Source organism: Devosia ginsengisoli (genome assembly GCF_024707105.1).
Taxonomy (GTDB): Bacteria; Pseudomonadota; Alphaproteobacteria; order Rhizobiales; family Devosiaceae; genus Devosia; species Devosia ginsengisoli_A.
Genome location: NZ_JANQAJ010000005.1, coordinates 238,118 through 256,431, shown reverse-complemented (window position 1 = coordinate 256,431; position 18,314 = coordinate 238,118). Strand labels below are relative to the sequence as shown.

Sequence of the window (18,314 nt, the reverse complement as noted above, 5' to 3'; positions counted from 1 at the left end):
CTCCTTGACGCCTGGTCTCAATCGAGAACGAAGCCGACCGAACCGCTGAAACCACCGCGCATCTCACCGCTATTGCCGACCCCGTACATGGTCTCCAGCTTGCCAAGGAAAATGGCCTCGGCGTCGCTGGCGACCGCCGTGCGATCGGTCGGGAGGGGGATGGAATTGGCGGGGCTGGGCCCGACCAGATAGGGGGTGACGAGAATGACCAGTTCGGTCTGCTCGGTGCGGAAATCGCGCGAGCGGAACAGGGCACCCAGGATCGGGATGTCGCCCAGCCAGGGGAACTGCTCGATCTGCTGGGTGGACTTCTCCTCCAGCAAGCCGCCGATGGCCAGGGTCATGCCGCTGGGCAGTTCCACCGAGGTATTGGCCTCTCGCTTGGTGATCGAGAAGTCCGCCTGGGGCTCGGAAACCGAGGTTTCGACCTTGAGCGCGATGGAGCCATTCGACTTGACCACCGGAGTAAAGCTCAACTGAACGCCATAAGGCTTGAACAGAACGGTGCGTGTGCGGTTGCCGTTGTCGTCGTCCTCATAGGTATAGTAGGGCATTTCGCCACCGGCCAGGAACTTGGCGGGCTCGCCGGAAATGGCGGTGAGCGTCGGCTGGGCCAGGACGCGCAGCGCGCCACGCCCCTCAAGAGCCCGAATGGCCGCGCTAACGGTATTGCCATTGCCGCTGAAGCTCGCATCGATGCCGGTAAGCGGGAAGGCATCGGTCAGCAGGCCATTGGCGAATTGCAGCAGGTTGGTGGTGCCGACATTGAACACGGCACCCAGATTGATACCGAGCTGCTTAGCCACATCGCGCTTCACCTCGGACACCGTGACCTGCAGCATGACCTGCTGGGCGCCAGCGACATCGAGAATATTGGCGACATTTTCCGGGCCGCCGGCGAATTGGGTGGCAACGGCGGTGGCGCGATCGCGATCTTCACCGGACAGCACGTTGCCGGTCAGCACGATGCGGTTGACGTCGCCGCCCAAAGTCACCGATTCCACGCGAATGTTGGAGCCGGGAATGACGCGGGCCAGCGCTATCTGCAGGGCGTTGCCGACCTGGGAGGGTTCTTCGATCACCTTCACGTCGAGCACGGCGATGGTGCGGCCCTGATCGTCAAGGAAGAAGATATTGGTGTCGCCGCCGGTAATGCCCTGGATGAGGGCGCGGGTGCGGGTGCGCATGATGGCGGCGGCCACGCCAGGCTGGGAGACGATCACTTCGGCCGCACCGGCCGGCAGATCGACCAGGGCGGTCTTGTTGATCTCGACCTCGAACTTGCGGGTGGCGCCATAGGCGGCCGCGGAGATGGTGACGTGGGTTTCCTCAGCCGCAGCGGCGGGTATGGCCGGCAGAGCCAGGCCGAGAGCCAGCGCCGACAGGGCGATAAAACCGGCAGTGCGGCGACGAAGCGTGGTGAACTGGTTGATCATGATCATCTCCGCCCTATTCGGACACCACCTCGGGTTCGATGGACACATAGGGCTGGGCCGCATCGTCGGACGTTTGGGGATAGAGGTCGGGCGACATTTCGACCGTCTGCTGGCCGACCAGAGTGGGATTGGCACCCGCCAGGATCGACTGTTCCTTGCCGAAGCGGATGAGGCGCACGGTCTGGTTGGAATTGGGCGTTTCAGCCACCGTGGTCTTGTTGAAATCGACAACCGAACGCAGGGTCAGCGTCAGTTGGCCCCGTGTGGAGGCGTTGATCAGCGTCTCGGCCTGGGCCGGATCGAGCTCAAGCGTGGCAATGGTGGAATTGGCGAAGGTGACGGGCGTGGGAGCCGGCGCGTTGGGATCTTCCTGGCCGCCGCTGGTGCCCATTTCGCCCAGGCGAGTGCCGATGGCCAGCACGCGCACATTGGAGAGGATGACTTCGGACTGCTGGCCGGCCGCGGTCTGGCGCGTCAGCACCACGTCGACGTGGTCGTTGGGCACGACGAAGCCGCCGGCGCTGGACGCGGCCGAGACACCGACCGATACGCCACGCATGCCTTCGGAGAGGACGGCCGAGAGATAGCCCTGATCGGCCCGAACCAGCTTGGCTTCGCGGATCGGCTCGCCGGGGAAGAATTCGAAGCGCGCCACGGCATCCTTGAGATCGACCGGGGCATTGGGCATGGCCGAGATGGTCACATATTCGGAACGAACGGCGCCTTCGGGCCAGTCCTGCCATTCCAGGGTCGCCGGACCCAGACGTTCGCCGACGCCGATGGGCGCCTTGGCGACGAGGATCTGCGTCCTGGCCTCCTGGACGAGTTCGGTCTGCACGACCTGCTGGGGCGCGGGAGCACCACCGCCGCGGGTGACGAGGAATGCGGCCAGGCCGCCAGCGACAAGCGCCACAACCAACAAGATGATACGCGCCGGCTTCATGACCCACTCCGGTTGTACGCGGGCGCAATCGGCCCAGTTCCACCGGCGGAACTTTGAACGCAAAGGGTCAAAGTTTGGTTAACCGGAGCTTTTCGAGTGCGGTTAACAATATGTAAATTTTGACGTTTTGCAGAAATAGCTCACGCAAACAGCAAAGGCGGCGCCGTTACTGGTGCAGGACAAGCATATTACTTGGTGCTTAGAAGCCCACCCCCAAGGCCATTGCCTAGGTGGCGAGACGCTCGAAGATGGCCGAATTGGTGTAGGTGAGCATGCCGGCCAGGGCCAGGGCGATGCCATAGGGAACGCCGGACTTGTTGTCATGCAGGCGTTCGAGCCAATGGTAGCGGGCCAGAAGCGGGCTCAGCGGCAGGCGGCGCAGAGCCAGGATCAGCAGGGTCAGCACGCCGCCGAGCAGGCCGGCATAGATCAGGTATGGCAGGGTCAGCCCGAAGCCGAGCCACAGAGTGGTGGCGGCCGCCAGCTTGGCATCGCCGCCGCCGATCCAGCGCAGGGCAAAGAGCGTGAAGCCGACGGCGAGGACAGCGAGCGCGCAGACGACATGCATGGCGAATTGCTGCAAGGGCAAATTGATGGCGAGGGCCAGCACGCAGAAGCTGGCGACCAGAAACAGCACCAGCTTGTTGGAAATGCGCATGGTCAGCAGGTCGGACGAAGCCGCGAACGCCATGGCGGCGGGAAACAGCAGCATCGCAACGATATTCATGGTTCTATTTCCTTCACCGGCGCGAGACCTGCACCGCCAGAGTGCCAACCTGCCGTTAAGAAAGCCCAAATGAAAAGGGAGGAGCGCAAGCGCTCCTCCCCCTGATCTGGAAGATCAGTCGGTCTTAAGGCGTGGTGTCAACTTCCAGCGCGTTACCGACGGTCGTAAACACGTCCCTCAGATTGTTACCGAGGGTGGTGACGGCAAGAATAATGCCGACAGAAATCAGGGCGGCGATGAGGCCGTATTCAATTGCGGTCGCGCCGGACTCGTCCTTGGCGAAACGTGCGAAGATGTTCATTCCCAGGCTCCATTTTTCTACGTCATCTAGAGACGTCATCGTTCGACACGTCACACATCGAACAGGGACGGACGCTAGGCCGGAGTCCTTGAAATTGCGTTAATCGACGTATGCATCCTTCTGTCATTCGGCCTTGGATTTCTCATATTAATCAGAGTGTTAACGTAATCTGTCGCATTTTACGGAAGGCGTTTACGGCCACGTATATTACGCAAATACCCCCAGGTATTATGGCCATTGGCACGAAATCCGCATTGTTGCGGCTTTTACTGAAGAGCGGGGCAAACCAACTTATATCGACTGTCACGGGCACTGTTGAACCGCGTTTGCCAAAAATAAACCATTGGCGCCGAAAATGCTGACATCGAGTACCTGTATGCCGGAACCGCACCATGCGCCCCATGTTCGCCGCCGCCTTCGCACTCAGCCTGTCGCTTGCAGCAAGCCTGGCCCCGGCACCGGCCATGGCAACCGACGGGGCGCCGATCAACGTCAATGTCAACATGGCGCGCATCCTGCGCATCAATGCCGCGGCCGCCACGGTCATTATCGGCAATCCTGGCATAGCCGACGTGACCATCCAGGACCCGCAGACGCTGATCCTGACCGGCAAGAGTTTTGGCCAGACCAACCTGATCGTGCTCGACAATGCCGGCAACCCTATCGCCGACACGCTGATCGAGGTGGTGCAGATGCAGGCGGGCGTGGTGACGGTCTATCAGGGGCAGGCGCGCACGAGTCTTGCCTGTGCACCAGTCTGCCAGTCGGTGGTGATGATGGGCGACGACACGAGCTTTTCCTCGCAGGCCATCGCCTCGTCGCAACTGGTCCAGCAGCTCGCCAACTGAGTTTGCGAACCACAAAACCGTAACCAATTCTGCCGGAAACGCTCTGTTAACCGTGACCAGAGTTACGGACCGGCTACGGGCTCCTCCTAACCTTCGGTTATCCATGCAGAGCTAGGTTTGCCACATTGCGCAACCGGGCTCGGAACATGACGGGACGCCTTGCATCGCGGATTGGAAGGCGCCTGCTGCCACGGCGACAGCGCGACTTCATGCGCGACGAGAACGGCGTGACGGTCGTGGAGTTCGGGCTGCTCGCCGTACCTTTCTTTTCGATCCTGGGGGCGATCATCGAGACATCCATGGTGTTCCTGTCGGGACAGATTCTCGACAGCGCCGTGCAGGATGTCAGCCGGATGATCCGTACCGGCCAGACGCAGCAGGCCGGCCTTACGCCGGAGCAGTTCAAGCAGAGCGTTTGCGATCGGCTCTATGGCCTGTTCAAGGATTGTTCGGGCCTGCATGTCGAAGTGCAGGTGATCGACAGCTTCAACGCGGCGACCATCAGTCCACCGGTCAACATGGCATGCGACACCGGCGCGGCAAGCTGCAACGACTGGACACGCCCGGAAGTCTATGCGCCCGGCAGCGGGTCCAGCATCGTGGCGGTGCAGGTCTATTACCAATGGCCGCTGATCCTGGCGATCGACGGGCTGGGCCTGACCAATCTGAGCGGCGGCAAGCACCTGATGGGCTCTGCCTCCGTGTTTCGCAACGAGCCGTTCACATGAGGGCGGCGTGGCAAAGGCTGTTGGCCCATCTGCGGCGGCTGGCGGTGGTCGAGGAGGCCACGGCGGCGGTCGAGTTCGCGCTGATCCTGCCGATCATGCTGCTGGTCTATGTCGGCTCGGTGGAGGCCAGCATCGCCATCACCACGGACCGGAAGGTGCAATCGGTCGCGGGCGCGTTGGGCGACCTGGTCGCTCGTTCCGACACCACGATCCCCATGGCAACGCTGCTGGACTATTTCCAGGCGGCGGAGGGGATCATGACCCCCTACCCCACCAGCGAATTGCTGCAGACAGTTACCCAGGTGCGGGTTCTCAGCGATGGCACGGCCAGCGTCGTCTGGTCCTGGCAATATGAGCATGGCAACATGGGGCCGGGCGCACATGAGGCCGGCTCCGCCTTTTCACTGCCGGGTCCCATGACAACCATCGCCCGCGACGATTCCAAGCCCACCTACGTGATCGTATCCGAAGGCAGCTATTCGCATACGCCGCTGTTCGGTTTCATCTTCAACCAGCCGATCAACCTCTATCGCGAAAACTTCCTCATGCCGCGCTTCGGCGGCAATATCACGGTGAACTAGCCGCCGCTTGCGCCGCCTGCGGGTGCGTGCCACAAGCCGGGCATCCTCTCTCCTGTCCGGCGGTATATTCATGAGTGATACGCTTGTTCCCGTGTTCGACCTTGGCGGCGTGTTCGTCGACTGGAACCCGATGTACCTGTTCCGCAAACTCTTCGAGAGCGAAGAGGACGCGCTGTGGTTCCACCAGAACATCTGCACCGGTGACTGGAATCTCGAATTCGATGCCGGCGAAATCTATGCCGAGGGCGTGGCCAAGCTGATCACGCGCTTCCCCAAATACTGGCGGGAAATCCAGGCCTTCGACCTGCGCTGGAAGGAAACGCTGGGCGACTTCATCCAGGGCACGATCGACATCCACGAGGAGCTGATCGAGCAGGACATTCCCACTTTCGCCATCACCAATTTCTCCTGGGAGAAGTGGGTGAGCTGCCTGGGCGAATGGCCGTTCCTGGAAAAGTTCGACGGGGTGATCGTGTCGGGACTCGAAGGGCTGGTTAAGCCCGATCCCCGGCTCTATCGCGTGTTCTGCGAGCGCTACAGCCTGGCGCCGGACAATTGCGTGTTCATCGACGACAGCGAGTCCAATATCGTGGCAGCGCGGAAATACGGCATGCATGGAATCCACTTCAAGGACCCGGTGATGCTGCGGAAAGAGCTGATTGCGCTGGGGCTGCCGCTGAAGGGGAAGTGAGGGTGGCACGCCCTCGTGGTTCGAGGCGCTGAAGAAGCGCACCTCACCATGAGGGCTACTCTTGGCTCGGTGTACCAGTAGCCCTCATGGTGAGGCGGGAGCGCAGCGACAACAGAACCACGAGGACGTGGCGAAGGGTTTACTTGGTCCCGTACATCCTGTCGCCGGCATCGCCCAGACCCGGGACGATATAGCCCTTCTCGTTGAGATGGCTGTCGATAGCGGCGGTGTAGACCGGGACGTCGGGCTGGCTTTCGGTGAAGTTCCTGATGCCTTCGGGGGCGGCGAGCAGGCAGAGGAAGCGGATATTGTTGGCGCCGCGCTCCTTGAGCTTTTCAATGGCGGCAGTGGCCGAATTGCCGGTGGCCAGCATCGGATCGACCACGATGATCAGCCGGTTTTCCAGATCGGCGGGCGCCTTGAAATAGTATTCGACCGGCTCCAGCGTTTCGTGGTCGCGATAGAGGCCGATATGGGCGACGCGGGCGGCGGGCACCAGATCGAGCATGCCATCGAGCAGGCCATTGCCGGCGCGCAGGATGGAGGCGAAGACCAGCTTCTTACCCTTGATGGCGGGGGAATCCATGGCCGCCATGGGCGTGTCGATGGGGATCATCTCCAGTTCGAGATCGCGCGTCACTTCGTAGCACATGAGATGGGCGATTTCGCGCAGCAGGCGCCGGAAGCCGGCAATGGAGGTTTCCTTGTTCCGCATGATGGTCAGCTTGTGCTGGATCAGGGGATGATCGAGGACCGTCACATGGCCCGTGCTTTTGCTCATTGGATCACCTCAACCATCGCCTAAAGGAAGGATTTGCCGTGACGGCCAGGCGCGAGGCCGAGCCAGTGGGCAATGCTTTCGCCAATATCGGCGAAGGTGGGGCGAATGCCAATCTCGCCTTGCGACAGGCTTGGGGAAAAGACCAGGATCGGCACCTGTTCGCGGGTGTGGTCGGTGCCCTGCCAGGTCGGATCGTTGCCATGGTCGGCGGTAAGGACCAGAAGGTCGTCGTGGCGCAGCTTGCTGATGAGTTCGGGCAGGCGGGAATCGAAATATTCGAGCGCAGCGGCATAGCCGGGCACATCGCGGCGATGGCCATATTCGCTGTCGAAATCGACGAAATTGGTCATGATGAAGGCGTTGTCATCGGCCATTTCCATGGCGTCGAGCGTCTTGTCGAAGAGCTGGGCCAGGCCGGTGCCCTTCATCTTGTGGGTCACACCATGGCCGGCATAGATGTCGGAAATCTTGCCGATGGCATAGACCTGATTTCCGGCCTGCTGATTGCGATCGAGCAAGGTCGGCTCCGGCGGGGCAATGGCGAAGTCGCGGCGATTGCCGGTGCGCTTGAAGCTGGTGGCATCCTCACCGACGAAAGGCCGGGCGATGACGCGGCCGATCATCAGCGGGGCGGTGAGTTCGAAAGCGATCTGGCAGATTTCGTAAAGGCGATCGAGGCCGAAATGGGTCTCGTGGGCGGCGATCTGGAACACGCTGTCGATCGAGGTGTAGCAAATGGGCTTGCCTGACCGGATGCTCTCTTCGCCCAGTTCGGCGATGATGGTCGTGCCGGAGGCGTGCTTGTCGCCGAGAATACCGGGGAGCCTGGCGCGGGCGATGAATTCGGCGATCAGCTCGGGCGGGAAAGTGGGTTCGGTCTGCGGGAAATAGCCCCAATCGAAGGGCACGGGGACGCCGGCGATTTCCCAATGGCCTGATGGCGTGTCCTTGCCGTTGCTGACTTCGCGGCCGACGCCGAAACGGCCGCCCCTGGCACTGGCGGAGAGGCCGGGGGGCAGCTTGCCGGTGGAGAGGCGGATGGCGGCGCCGATGCCCAGCGCGTCCATATTGGGCACCTTGAGAGGGCCATCGCGCAGGCCTTCGCGGTTGGCATCACCGGCGGCAGCCCATTCGGCGATGTGGCCGAAGGTGTTGGAGCCGATATCGCCATATTTGCTGGCGTCTGGCGCGCCGCCAATGCCGACGCTGTCGAGAATGCAGAGAATGGCACGAGGCATGGGCATTACTCCGTTGGCGGGATAGAAGCGGCGATCAGTGGATGGCGCGGCGGGGTGTCGCCGAGGCGATAGGCGGATTTGAGGCGGGCTTCGGCATCGGCGGCAGAGGCTTCGTCGGCCGCGTGGATGCGGGCGATGGGCGTGTTGTCATCCGCGGCAGCGCCGAGGCCGGCGAGACGGTCGAAGCCGACGCGGTGGTCGATACTGTCTGATGGCATGGTGCGGCCGCCGCCCAAGGCGACAACGGCCATGCCGACGCCGCGCGTGTCGATATCGACAATGGTGCCCTGCCCTTCGGCGAAGACGTCGCGAATGATCGGCGCCGGGGCGAGGTGGCGATCCATATTGGCGATGAAATCGGCAGGGCCGCCAAGGGCGGTCACCATGCGGGCGAAATGCTCGGCGGCGCGACCACTATCGAGGGCCTGGGTGACTAGGGCGAGCGCCACATCTGATGTGGCGGCCTTGCCAGCCATGCGCGCGGCTTCGGCGCAGAGCGCGAGCGTGACGTCGCGCAGGCGGGCATCCTGATGGGCGCCGGTGAGGAAATCGACGGCGTTGCGGACTTCGAGCCCATTGCCGGCGGCTGATGCCAGCGGCTCGTTCATGTCGGTGATGAGAGCGCTGGTCTTGAGGCCGGCGCCATTGGCGACAGCAACCAGGCTCTGCGCAAGAGCGCGGGACTTTTCCAGCGTGGGCATGAAGGCGCCGGAGCCGGTCTTGACGTCGAGCACCAGCGCGCCGAGTCCGGCGGCGAGTTTTTTCGACAGGATCGAGGCGGTGATGAGGGCGATGGACTCGACCGTGCCGGTGACGTCGCGGATGGCGTAGAGGGTCTTGTCGGCGGGGGCGAGATCGGCGGTTTGGCCGATGATGGCGCAGCCGGCTTCCTTCACCACCTTGCGGAACAGGGTGTTGTCGGGGCTGGTGGTGTAGCCGGGGATGGAGTCGAACTTGTCGAGCGTGCCGCCGGTATGGCCGAGGCCGCGGCCTGATATCATCGGCACATAGATGCCAATGGCGGCCAGGATCGGCGCGAGCATGAGGGAGACATTGTCGCCCACGCCGCCGGTGGAATGCTTGTCGGCCACGGGGCCATCGAGGTCGGACCAGTCGAGCACGGTGCCGCTGTCACGCATGGCCAGGGTGAGCGCCACGCGCTCGGGCATGGTCATGTCCTGGAAATAGACCGCCATGGCGAAGGCGGCGGCCTGGGCGTGGGAAACCGTGCCGGTGGTGAAGCCATGGATGAACTGGGCGATATCATCGGGCGCGAGGGCGTCGCCATTGCGCTTTTTGAGGATGACTTCTTGGGGGAGGAAGACCATGGGTGGCTTTTCTTTCTTGGGGATACCCCCTCCTAGCCTCCCCCTGTCAGGGGGAGGAACAGATCGAATCCGTGGCGCGATCCTGCCCAACCACCGGCCGGATTCCTCCCCCTTTTCAGGGGGAGGTTAGGTGGGGGTATTCTTGTTACGCCCCGTAGGGAATCCAGACGTTCTTGACCTGGGTGGCCTTGGCCAGGAAGTAATCGCCTTCGAAGCGGCGGTCGGCCAGGTCGTAGGTAAGGCCTCTGGTGGTCCAGGTCTGTTTGACGTTCCCGGCCGACGCCTTCTCGACCATGGCCGAGGCTTCGGCGGAGCCGGCGAACCAGATGGCGTCGACGCCGTCATGCTCGGCGAGGGTCCTGGCCAGGGTCACGCTGTCGCCGGTGACGATGTTGACGACGCCGGAGGGGACGTCGGAGGTTTCGAGGACCTGGTAGAGGTCGGTGACGCTGAGCGGCGAGGTGGCCGAGGGGACCAGAACGACCGTATTGCCCATGGCGAGGGCCGGGGCCAGCAGAGCGATGGCGCCGAGCAGCGGGCGGCTGGCCGGGGCGACGATGCCCATGACGCCTATTGGTTCGACCATGGCGGCGGCCACAGCGCGCAAGGGCGGATTGTGGACGGCGCCATCATATTTGTCGGCCCAGCCGGCGAAGGCGAAGAGGCGTTCGACGGACAGGGCGACTTCCTCGGCGCCATCCTGGCCGGTCTGGGCCTTGAGGCGGGCGGCGAATTCGTCGCGGCGATAGTCGAGGTTTTCGGCGAGAAAATAGAGGATTTGTGCGCGGGTATGGGCCGCCGTGGTCGACCAGCCTGACGCAGCGCGGGCGGCTTCGACGGCGTTGCGGATATCCTTGCGGTTGCCGTCGCCGACTTCGCCGATCAGCTTGCCCGACGGGTCGAGCACGGGGCGAGAATAGCCGCTATCGGGGCGGGCCTGCTTGCCGCCGATATACATCTTGGCGGTCTGGTCGAGATGGGTGGTGTCGAGGGGGTTCGTGCCACGCCCTCGTGGTTCGACAGGCTCACCATGAGGGCTACTCTTGGCTGCCGGAGCTGCCTTGAGCGCCTTTTCCCAGCTTGGTTTGAGATAGGCTCTCATGCCTTCGCGGCCGCCTTCGCGGCCGAAGCCGGATTCCTTGTAGCCGCCGAAGCCGACGGCGGCGTCGAAATTGTTGGTGCCGTTGATCCAGACCACACCGGCCTTGATCTTCGGGGCGATGTCGAGGGCGAGATTGATGTTCTCGCTCCAGATGGTGGCGGCGAGGCCGTATTTGGTGTTGTTGGCCAGGGCCACCGCTTCCTCGGGGGTACGGAAGCTCATGGCGACCAGCACCGGCCCGAAGATTTCTTCGGCCACTAGTGTGTTAGCGGGCGAGACATTGGTGACGAGGACGGGCTTGAGGAAGCAGGTGCCGCCGGGCAGTTCGCCATCGGGTTCGTAGATGACAGCGCCTTCCTTGGTGCCGCGCTGCATCAGGTCCTTGATGCGCTCGACCTGGACCGGGGCGACGAGGGCGCCGATATCGACGGACTTGTCGAGCGGATCGCCGACGCGGAGGGTGGACATGCGCTTCTTGAGCTTGGTGATGAAGCGCTCCTCGATGCTTTCCTGCACCAGGAGGCGCGAACCGGCGCAGCAGACCTGGCCCTGATTGAACCAGATGGCATCGACCAGGCCTTCGATGGCGCTGTCGATATCGGCATCCTCGAAGACGATATAGGGGCTCTTGCCGCCCAGCTCGAGGCTGAGACCCTTGCCGGAGCCTGATGTGGCCTGGCGGATGATCTTGCCGACCTCGGTGGAGCCGGTGAAGGCGATCTTGTCGATATCGGGGTGGTTGACGATGGCGGCTCCGGTATCGCCCTCGCCGGTGACGATATTGACCACGCCCCTGGGCAGACCAGCGCGCTCGCAGATCTCGGCGAAAAGCAGGGCGGTGAGCGAGGTGAATTCGGCGGGTTTGAGCACGACCGTGTTGCCGGCGGCGAGGGCCGGGGCGATCTTCCAGGCCAGCATCAGCAGCGGGAAATTCCACGGGATGATCTGGCCGCAGACGCCATAGGGCACATGGTCGGGGAATTCACGGCTCAGGTGCTGGGCCCAGCCGGCATGGTGGTAGAAATGGCGGGCGACCAGCGGGATATCGACGTCACGGCTTTCGCGGATCGGCTTGCCATTATCCATGGTTTCGAGCACGGCGAAGAGACGGGCATGCTTCTGGATGGCGCGGGCGATGGCGTAGAGATATTTGCCGCGCTCATAGCCGGACAGGGCCGACCAGGTCTTGAAGGCAGAGCGGGCGGCCTTGACGGCCTTGTCGACATCCTCGGCCGTGCCGTCGGTGATGTCGGCCAATTTCTGGCTGGTGGCGGGATTGTCCGACGCGAAGGTCTTGCCGGGCTTGGTCCATTTGCCGTCGATGAAATGGCCGAACTTGCGGCCATGGCTGTCGAGCCAGGCATTGGCCTGATCGGGGCCTTCGGGGGCCGGGCCGTAATCGAGCGACTGGAAGATTTGCGCGATCTTGTTCATTTCAATCTCCTCGGCGCTGTTCCAAGCGCCCCCTCATCCGCCCTTCGGGCACCTTCTCCCACGGGGGGAGAAGGGGACGGAGCCGAGAGTCTTCAGTTCGTTTCCCTTCTCCCCTTGTGGGAGAAGGTGGCGCGTAGCGCCGGATGAGGGGGCTCGGAGCCCGCCTCGAAACTCAAACCATCGGCTGGCGGTAATCTGCCGCGTAGTGGCCGGTGAGGCCGTGTTCCAGTTGGCGTTCGATGTCGGTCAGCAAGGAGCTGGCGCCGAAGCGGAAGAGGTGGGGTTGCAGCCAGTTTGTGCCCAATTCTTCCTTCATCAACGCCATGTATTTGAGCGCGTCGCCGGCCGTGGCGATGCCGCCGGCGGGCTTGTAGCCGATCTCGATACCGGTTTCCTCGGCGAACCAGCGGATCATGCGGATCATGGTCAGCGACGTCACGAGATTGGCATTGACCTTTTCCTTGCCGGTCGAGGTCTTGATGAAATCGGCCCCGGCCAGCATGCAGACCAGGCTTGCCTTGGCGATATTGGTCTGAGTGGCGAGTTCGCCCGTGCCCAGGATGGTCTTGATATGGGCGTCGCCGCAGGCCTTGCGGAAAGCCTTGACCTGATCGTAGAGCGCCTGCCAGTCGCCGCGCAGGACCATGCCACGCTCGATGACGATGTCGATTTCTCTGGCGCCATCGGCCACCGACAGCTCGATTTCGCGCAGCTTGGTTTCGACCGGGGCCAGGCCATGGGGGAAGGCGGTGGAGACGGCGGCGACGGGAATGCCGGTGCCTTCCAGCGCATTGACCGCGGTCTTGACGAAGTTGTGGTAGACGCAGACGGCGCCGGGCAGGATGCGCAGGCCGCCGACATCGAGCTTGTCGAGAATATCCTGCCGCAATGGATGGCGGGCCTTGGCGCAGAGGCGTTCCACGCGGCCATCGGTATCGTCGGAATTGAGCGTGGTGAGGTCGATCATGGTGATCGCCTTGAGCAGCCAGGCAAGCTGATAGTCCTTCTTCACCGTGCGGCGGGCGCCGATGGTGCCGGCACGGCGCTCCAGCGCCGAACGGTTCATGCGGATGCGCTCGACCCAGTCGAGATCGAGCGGGAAACCGGGATTGCGCTTGTGGGTCGCCTCGGACGGGCTGTTGTCTACGACACGCAGGCTCATAGTTCCTCCACCAGCGCGGGAATGAGCTTTTTCAGCTTGTCCGCGCCTTGCACTGCCATGGTCTTGGTATGCTCATGGCTGATGTTTTCGGCCGAAAGTCCGGCGCCCATATTGGTGATGGACGAGCAGGCCCAGACCTTCATCCCAAGGAAACGCCCGAGGATGACTTCTGGTGCCGTGGACATGCCGACGGCATTGGCGCCCAGGCGAATGGCCATCTGGATTTCGGCGACGGTTTCGAAGCTGGGGCCGGAATACCAGAGATAAACCCCCTCCCCGAGCCGGATATCCAGACGCTCGGCAAGGCCCTGCGCCTTGGCGCGCAGGTCCGGGGCATAGCAATCGACCATGTTCACAAAGCGGCGGTCGGTCGGCTCACCGATCAGCGGATTCATGCCGGCATAGTTGATGTGATCGGAGATCAGCATCAGGTCGCCGGGGTGGAAGCGTTCATCGACCGAGCCGGCCGAATTGGTCAGCAGCAGGGTTTCGGCGCCGAGCGCGGCCATGGCATCGAGCGCCGGGCGCATGGCGGCGGCATTGCCGTGTTCGTAATAATGTTCGCGGCCGGTGAGGACGGCGACGCGTTTGCCGCCGAGCGTGCCGATCAGCAGGTTGCGGCCGTGGCCCGAGACGCCACCGCCGGGAAAGCCCTTGAGCTCGGAATAGGGGATCGTCACCTTTTCGGCGAGCAGGTCGCCAATGGCCGATAGGCCCGAGCCGAGCACGATGGCGGCCGATATGGGCTCCTTGCCCGCAATCTTCTGGATGGTCTTGGCGGCCTTGCTCATTTCGGCAGGTACTCCGGGCCGAAGCTGTGCGGCAGCAATTGTTCGAGGGTGGCGACCAGCGGCTCGCCATCGACGCCGTGGGAGATCACCTGCACCGAAAGGTCGGCGAATTCGCGGATGCGCTGGCGGCAGGCGCCGCAGGGGGTGACGGGCGCCTTGCCGGGACCGGTGACATAGATACGGGTGATGCGCTTGCCACCGCCCGCGATCATGGCTGCGATGGCGGAGGCCTCGGCACAATTGCCCACAGGATAGGCGGCATTTTCGATATTGCAGCCGGCGTAAATCTTGCCGTCATCGGCCAGGATCGCCGCGCCCACGGAAAAGCGGGAATAGGGCGCATAGGCCTTGGCGCGAATAGCTTCGGCGGCCTCGAACAAGGCCTGGTCGGTCGGAGTCCTCGACATAAGAGTCCTATCAGTAGACCTCATCCTGATGGTTCGACAGGCTCACCATGTCGAGGACGAGGTCGTGGCCAGAATGGTGTACCCGACCTCATGGTTCGACAAGCTCACCATGAGGTCTCGGGGGGTCTGCGCGCTAGCGCTCCTTGGTATAGGGTATGCCACCGGCCTTGGGGCCGACGGCCTTGCCGATGAAGCCGGCCAGCAGCACCACGGTCAGCACATAGGGCAGCGCCTGGATGGCCTGGACCGGCACTTCGACGCCGAACAGTTGGGCGCTTTGCAGGCGTATCTGCAGCGCATCGAGGAAGCCGAACAGCAGGCAGGTGAACATGGCCGGGACGGGCTTCCACTTGGCGAAGATCAGCGCAGCGAGCGCGATATAGCCCTTGCCGGCCGTCATGTTGTTGCCGAAGCCGGAGCCCTGGGCGATGGAGAAATAGGCGCCGGCCAGCCCGCAGAGCAGGCCGGTGATGATGATCGCCTGATAGCGGAGCTTGTTCACGGAAATGCCGGCGGTATCCACCGCCTTGGGATTTTCGCCCACGGCGCGCAGGCGCAGGCCGAAGCGGGTGCGGAACAGCACATAGGCGGTAACCGCCACCATGATGAAGGCGATATAGACCAGCACATAGTGACCCGAAATCAGGTCGGCATAGATGGGCCCGAGAATAGGCACGCCCGCCAATTCATTGGCGAAAGGCAGGGTGATTGGCTCGAAGCGGCCACCCGCGCCCAGAGCGGGGGTACGGCCGCCCTGGTGGAACCAGGTCTGGCCGAGGAAGGTGGTCATGCCGGCGGCGAGCATGTTGATGGCGACGCCGGCAATGAGTTGGTTGCCCTTGAGCGAAATGGCGGCGACGCCCTGCAGCAGGGTGGTGCCGAGCGAGACGATCATGCCGGCGAGCAGGCCCAGCCAGGCCGAGCCCGTGATAGCGGCGACGGCGCCGGCAGCGAAGGCCGCCGCCAGCATCTTGCCTTCAAGGCCGATATCGAAGACGCCAGCGCGTTCGGAATACATGCCGGCCAGACAGGCCAGCAGGAGCGGCGTCGAGAGGCGGATGGTGGCGTCGAGAACGGAGAGGATGATGGCGAAATCCATGTCAGCTCTCCGACCCGGTGGTGGAGACCGCGATGGCTTCGGCCTTCTGCTCAGGGGTAAACAGCATGAAAGCCCGTTCGAGCGAGGGGCGGAACAGGCCTTCCATGGCGCCGGTGAAGAGGATGACGAGGGCCTGGATGACCACGATCATTTCGCGGGTAATGCCCGGAATGACGAATTGCAGCTCCTGCCCGCCCTGGTAGAGTGCGCCGAACAGCAACGCGGCCAGCGCGATGCCGATGGGGTGATTGCGGCCCATCAGCGCCACGGCGATACCGACAAAGCCGGCACCGGCGACATAATCGAGCACCAGGCGGTTCTGCACACCCATGACTTCGTTGATCGCCACCATGCCGGCCAGCGCGCCAGATATGGTCATGGTGATCATGATCATCTTGCTGTTGGAAATGCCGGCGTAGCGCGAGGCGGTGGGATTGGCCCCGAGCACGCGCATCGCATAGCCGAACTTGGTGTGCCAGACGAGGATATAGACCCCGATCAGCGCCAGGATGGCGATGACGATGGAGAGGTTCACCGGCGAATAGCCGAAGAAGGAAATGAACTGGCGCAGTTGCGGCACGCGGCCGGCCACGGCGATGGTCGCGGATTCAGGGGCCATGGTCGTGGCGGGTTTGAGTACGCGATTGACCATATAGACCATCAGTGCCGCGGCGATGAAGTTGAACATGATGGTGGTGATGACGACATGGCTGCCGCGCTTGGCCTGCAGCCAGCCGGGTATGAAGCCCCACAATCCGCCCACGGCGGCGGCGGCAATCACCGCGGCCGGCATGGCGAGGAGCCAGTGGGTCTGGTCCAGCGCCAGCGCCACGACGATGGCGCCGAGGCCGGCGACATAGGCCTGGCCATCACCACCGATATTGAACAGGCCCGCATGCGCCGCCACCGCGACGGCAAGGCCGGTGAAGACGAAATTGGTGGCGTAGTAGAGCGTGTAGCCGAAGCCATCGCCATAGCCGAAGGCGCCATAGATGATGACCTGGATGGCGTGGAGCGGATTTTCACCGACCAGCAGCACGACCATGCCCGAAACGAGGAAAGCCAGCAGCAGGTTGAGCGCGGGCAGCAGGGCGACATCGGCCCAGCGCGGAAGGGGGCGACGGGCGCTCATGGCAGGGGTCCCTGTTCGGCAATGCCGAGGCCGCGTGGCGCGGTCTTGTTGTTGATGCCGGCCATCATCAGGCCGAGTTCGCCTTCGGTGGCGGTGGCCGGATCGGCCTCGCCGACAATGACGCCATCGAACATGACAAGGATACGGTCGGCGAGGGAGCGGATTTCATCCAGTTCCACCGAGACGAGCAGGATGGCCTTGCCCTCGTCCCGCATCTTGATGATTTCCTTGTGGATGAACTCGATGGCGCCAATATCGACGCCGCGCGTCGGCTGGCCGATGACCAGCACGTCGGGGTCGCGCTCCATCTCGCGGGCCAGCACGATCTTCTGCTGATTGCCGCCGGAAAAGAGCGAGGTCTTGAGATTGATATTGGCGGGGCGGACGTCGAAGAGCTCGATATGATGGGTCGCGGCCTGCTTGGCGGCAGCAATGTCGAGCAGCGCGCCAGCGCCGTATTCGGGGCTGTCCTGATAGCCCAGGATGGCGTTTTCCCATTCGGCGAAGGTGGTGACCAGCCCCATGCGCTGGCGGTCTTCGGGCACATGGGCCAGGCCGGCGGCACGGGCACGGGCGGCGCCGTCATCGCCTTCGAGCGACAGCGGCTGACCGTTGAGGATGACCACACCCGCCTTCTGGTCGCGCATACCGGAGATGGATTCGAGCAATTCGGACTGGCCGTTGCCGGAGACCCCGGCAATGCCGATGATTTCGCCTGATCGAACGGAAAAGCTCACGCCCTTGACGCGAGCAACGCCCATATCGTCGGTCACGACGAGGTCCTGCACTTCCAGCAGGGTCTTGCCGGGATTGGCCGGGCCTTTTTCCACGCGCAGCAGCACGCGGCGACCGACCATCAGCTCGGCGATTTCCTCGGGATTGGTCTTGGCGGTTTCGAGCGTGGCCACCATCTCGCCCTGGCGCATGACCGAGACGCTGTCGGTGATGGCCATGATCTCGCGCAGCTTGTGGGTGATGAGGATCACCGTCTTGCCCTGTTCGCGCAGGGTGCGCAGGACGCGGAACAGGTCGTCGGCCTCCTTGGGCGTCAGCACGCCGGTGGGCTCGTCGAGAATGAGGGTTTCGGCGCCGCGATAGAGGGCCTTGAGGATTTCCACGCGCTGCTGCTGGCCGACCGAGATATCCTCGATGGTGGCATCGGGATCGACTTCGAGGTCGTATTCATGCTCCAGTCGGTCGAGCTCCTGGCGGGCGCGGTCGAGGCTGGGCTTGAGCAGGCCGCTATCCTCGGCGCCGAGCACGACGTTTTCAAGGACGGTGAAATTGTCGACCAGCATGAAATGCTGGTGCACCATGCCGATGCCGAGCGCCAAGGCATGGCGACTGTCGGTGATGGCATGCTGCGTGCCGTTAACGCGGATCGTGCCGCTATCGGCGGTGTAGAAGCCATAGAGGATCGACATCAGCGTGGATTTGCCCGCGCCGTTCTCCCCCACGATGCCGTGGATGGTGCCGCGGGCAACCTTGAGGTCGATATCCTTGTTGGCGTGAACCGCGCCAAACCGCTTGTTGATCTTTTCAAGCTCGATCGCCCAGCCGGAGGCCGGGGCAGAGCAGCGGCCGT

General features: G+C 63.2%; 18 protein-coding genes. 4 read left to right on the top strand and 14 right to left on the bottom strand.

Features of this window, described 5'->3' with window-relative positions:
- Positions 1–17: 17 nt before the first annotated feature.
- The 4 genes from NVV79_RS02690 to NVV79_RS02675 form a co-directional block, all read right to left on the bottom strand.
- Complete coding sequence (locus NVV79_RS02690; protein ID WP_303986000.1) at positions 18–1,436, bottom strand: type II and III secretion system protein family protein; 1,419 nt, start codon at positions 1,434–1,436, stop codon at positions 18–20.
- Positions 1,437–1,449: 13 nt separating this feature from the next.
- Complete coding sequence (cpaB, locus tag NVV79_RS02685) at positions 1,450–2,379, bottom strand: Flp pilus assembly protein CpaB (protein WP_303985998.1); 930 nt, start codon at positions 2,377–2,379, stop codon at positions 1,450–1,452.
- A 226-nt stretch (positions 2,380–2,605) separates the two neighbouring features.
- The gene (locus NVV79_RS02680) at positions 2,606–3,106 is read right to left on the bottom strand and encodes a prepilin peptidase (protein WP_303985996.1); all 501 of its coding nucleotides are present in this window, start codon (positions 3,104–3,106) and stop codon (positions 2,606–2,608) included.
- 124 nt (positions 3,107–3,230) lie between these two features.
- Complete coding sequence (locus NVV79_RS02675) at positions 3,231–3,407, bottom strand: Flp family type IVb pilin (protein ID WP_303985994.1); 177 nt, start codon at positions 3,405–3,407, stop codon at positions 3,231–3,233.
- Between the two features lie 392 nt (positions 3,408–3,799).
- Between NVV79_RS02675 and NVV79_RS02670 the strand changes: the two genes are divergently transcribed.
- The 4 genes from NVV79_RS02670 (at position 3,800) to NVV79_RS02655 (ending at position 6,255) form a co-directional block, all read left to right on the top strand.
- The gene (locus NVV79_RS02670; RefSeq protein WP_303985993.1) at positions 3,800–4,255 is read left to right on the top strand and encodes a pilus assembly protein N-terminal domain-containing protein; all 456 of its coding nucleotides are present in this window, start codon (positions 3,800–3,802) and stop codon (positions 4,253–4,255) included.
- A 146-nt stretch (positions 4,256–4,401) separates the two neighbouring features.
- Complete coding sequence (locus tag NVV79_RS02665; protein ID WP_303985991.1) at positions 4,402–4,983, top strand: TadE/TadG family type IV pilus assembly protein; 582 nt, start codon at positions 4,402–4,404, stop codon at positions 4,981–4,983.
- Between the two features lie 20 nt (positions 4,984–5,003).
- Positions 5,004–5,564, top strand: coding sequence for a TadE/TadG family type IV pilus assembly protein (locus NVV79_RS02660; protein WP_303985990.1), 561 nt, complete (start codon positions 5,004–5,006; stop codon positions 5,562–5,564).
- Between the two features lie 70 nt (positions 5,565–5,634).
- Positions 5,635–6,255: an HAD family phosphatase gene (locus NVV79_RS02655; RefSeq protein WP_303985988.1), complete on the top strand. Its 621-nt coding sequence runs from the start codon at positions 5,635–5,637 to the stop codon at positions 6,253–6,255.
- Between the two features lie 139 nt (positions 6,256–6,394).
- Here the strand turns inward: NVV79_RS02655 and upp are convergent, their stop codons facing one another.
- The 10 genes from upp to NVV79_RS02605 form a co-directional block, all read right to left on the bottom strand.
- A complete protein-coding gene (gene upp / locus NVV79_RS02650; RefSeq protein WP_303985986.1) occupies positions 6,395–7,036 on the bottom strand; it encodes a uracil phosphoribosyltransferase in 642 nt (213 codons plus the stop codon).
- Positions 7,037–7,056: 20 nt separating this feature from the next.
- Complete coding sequence (locus tag NVV79_RS02645; protein ID WP_303985983.1) at positions 7,057–8,274, bottom strand: phosphopentomutase; 1,218 nt, start codon at positions 8,272–8,274, stop codon at positions 7,057–7,059.
- A 5-nt stretch (positions 8,275–8,279) separates the two neighbouring features.
- On the bottom strand, positions 8,280–9,602 hold the full coding sequence (gene deoA / locus NVV79_RS02640) for a thymidine phosphorylase (RefSeq protein WP_303985981.1): 1,323 nt from the start codon (positions 9,600–9,602) through the stop codon (positions 8,280–8,282).
- A gap of 145 nt (positions 9,603–9,747) precedes the next feature.
- Complete coding sequence (locus NVV79_RS02635) at positions 9,748–12,138, bottom strand: aldehyde dehydrogenase family protein (RefSeq protein ID WP_303985979.1); 2,391 nt, start codon at positions 12,136–12,138, stop codon at positions 9,748–9,750.
- Between the two features lie 172 nt (positions 12,139–12,310).
- Positions 12,311–13,300 carry a deoxyribose-phosphate aldolase gene (gene deoC, locus NVV79_RS02630; protein WP_303985977.1) on the bottom strand — a complete coding sequence of 330 codons (990 nt, stop codon included), beginning with the start codon at positions 13,298–13,300 and terminating at the stop codon, positions 12,311–12,313.
- Positions 13,297–14,091: a purine-nucleoside phosphorylase gene (locus tag NVV79_RS02625; protein WP_303985976.1), complete on the bottom strand. Its 795-nt coding sequence runs from the start codon at positions 14,089–14,091 to the stop codon at positions 13,297–13,299. The genes deoC and NVV79_RS02625 overlap by 4 nt, the downstream gene beginning before the upstream one ends.
- Positions 14,088–14,498, bottom strand: coding sequence for a cytidine deaminase (locus tag NVV79_RS02620; RefSeq protein WP_303985975.1), 411 nt, complete (start codon positions 14,496–14,498; stop codon positions 14,088–14,090). The genes NVV79_RS02625 and NVV79_RS02620 overlap by 4 nt, the downstream gene beginning before the upstream one ends.
- 133 nt (positions 14,499–14,631) lie before the next feature.
- Positions 14,632–15,597: an ABC transporter permease gene (locus NVV79_RS02615; protein ID WP_303985973.1), complete on the bottom strand. Its 966-nt coding sequence runs from the start codon at positions 15,595–15,597 to the stop codon at positions 14,632–14,634.
- 1 nt (position 15,598) lies between these two features.
- Entirely contained in the window at positions 15,599–16,729 is a 1,131-nt protein-coding gene (locus NVV79_RS02610; RefSeq protein WP_303985971.1) for an ABC transporter permease, read from the bottom strand.
- Positions 16,726–18,279, bottom strand: a complete 1,554-nt coding sequence (locus tag NVV79_RS02605; RefSeq protein WP_303986396.1) for an ABC transporter ATP-binding protein — start codon at positions 18,277–18,279, stop codon at positions 16,726–16,728. Before NVV79_RS02605 ends, NVV79_RS02610 begins: the two co-directional genes overlap by 4 nt.
- Positions 18,280–18,314 lie beyond the last annotated feature (35 nt).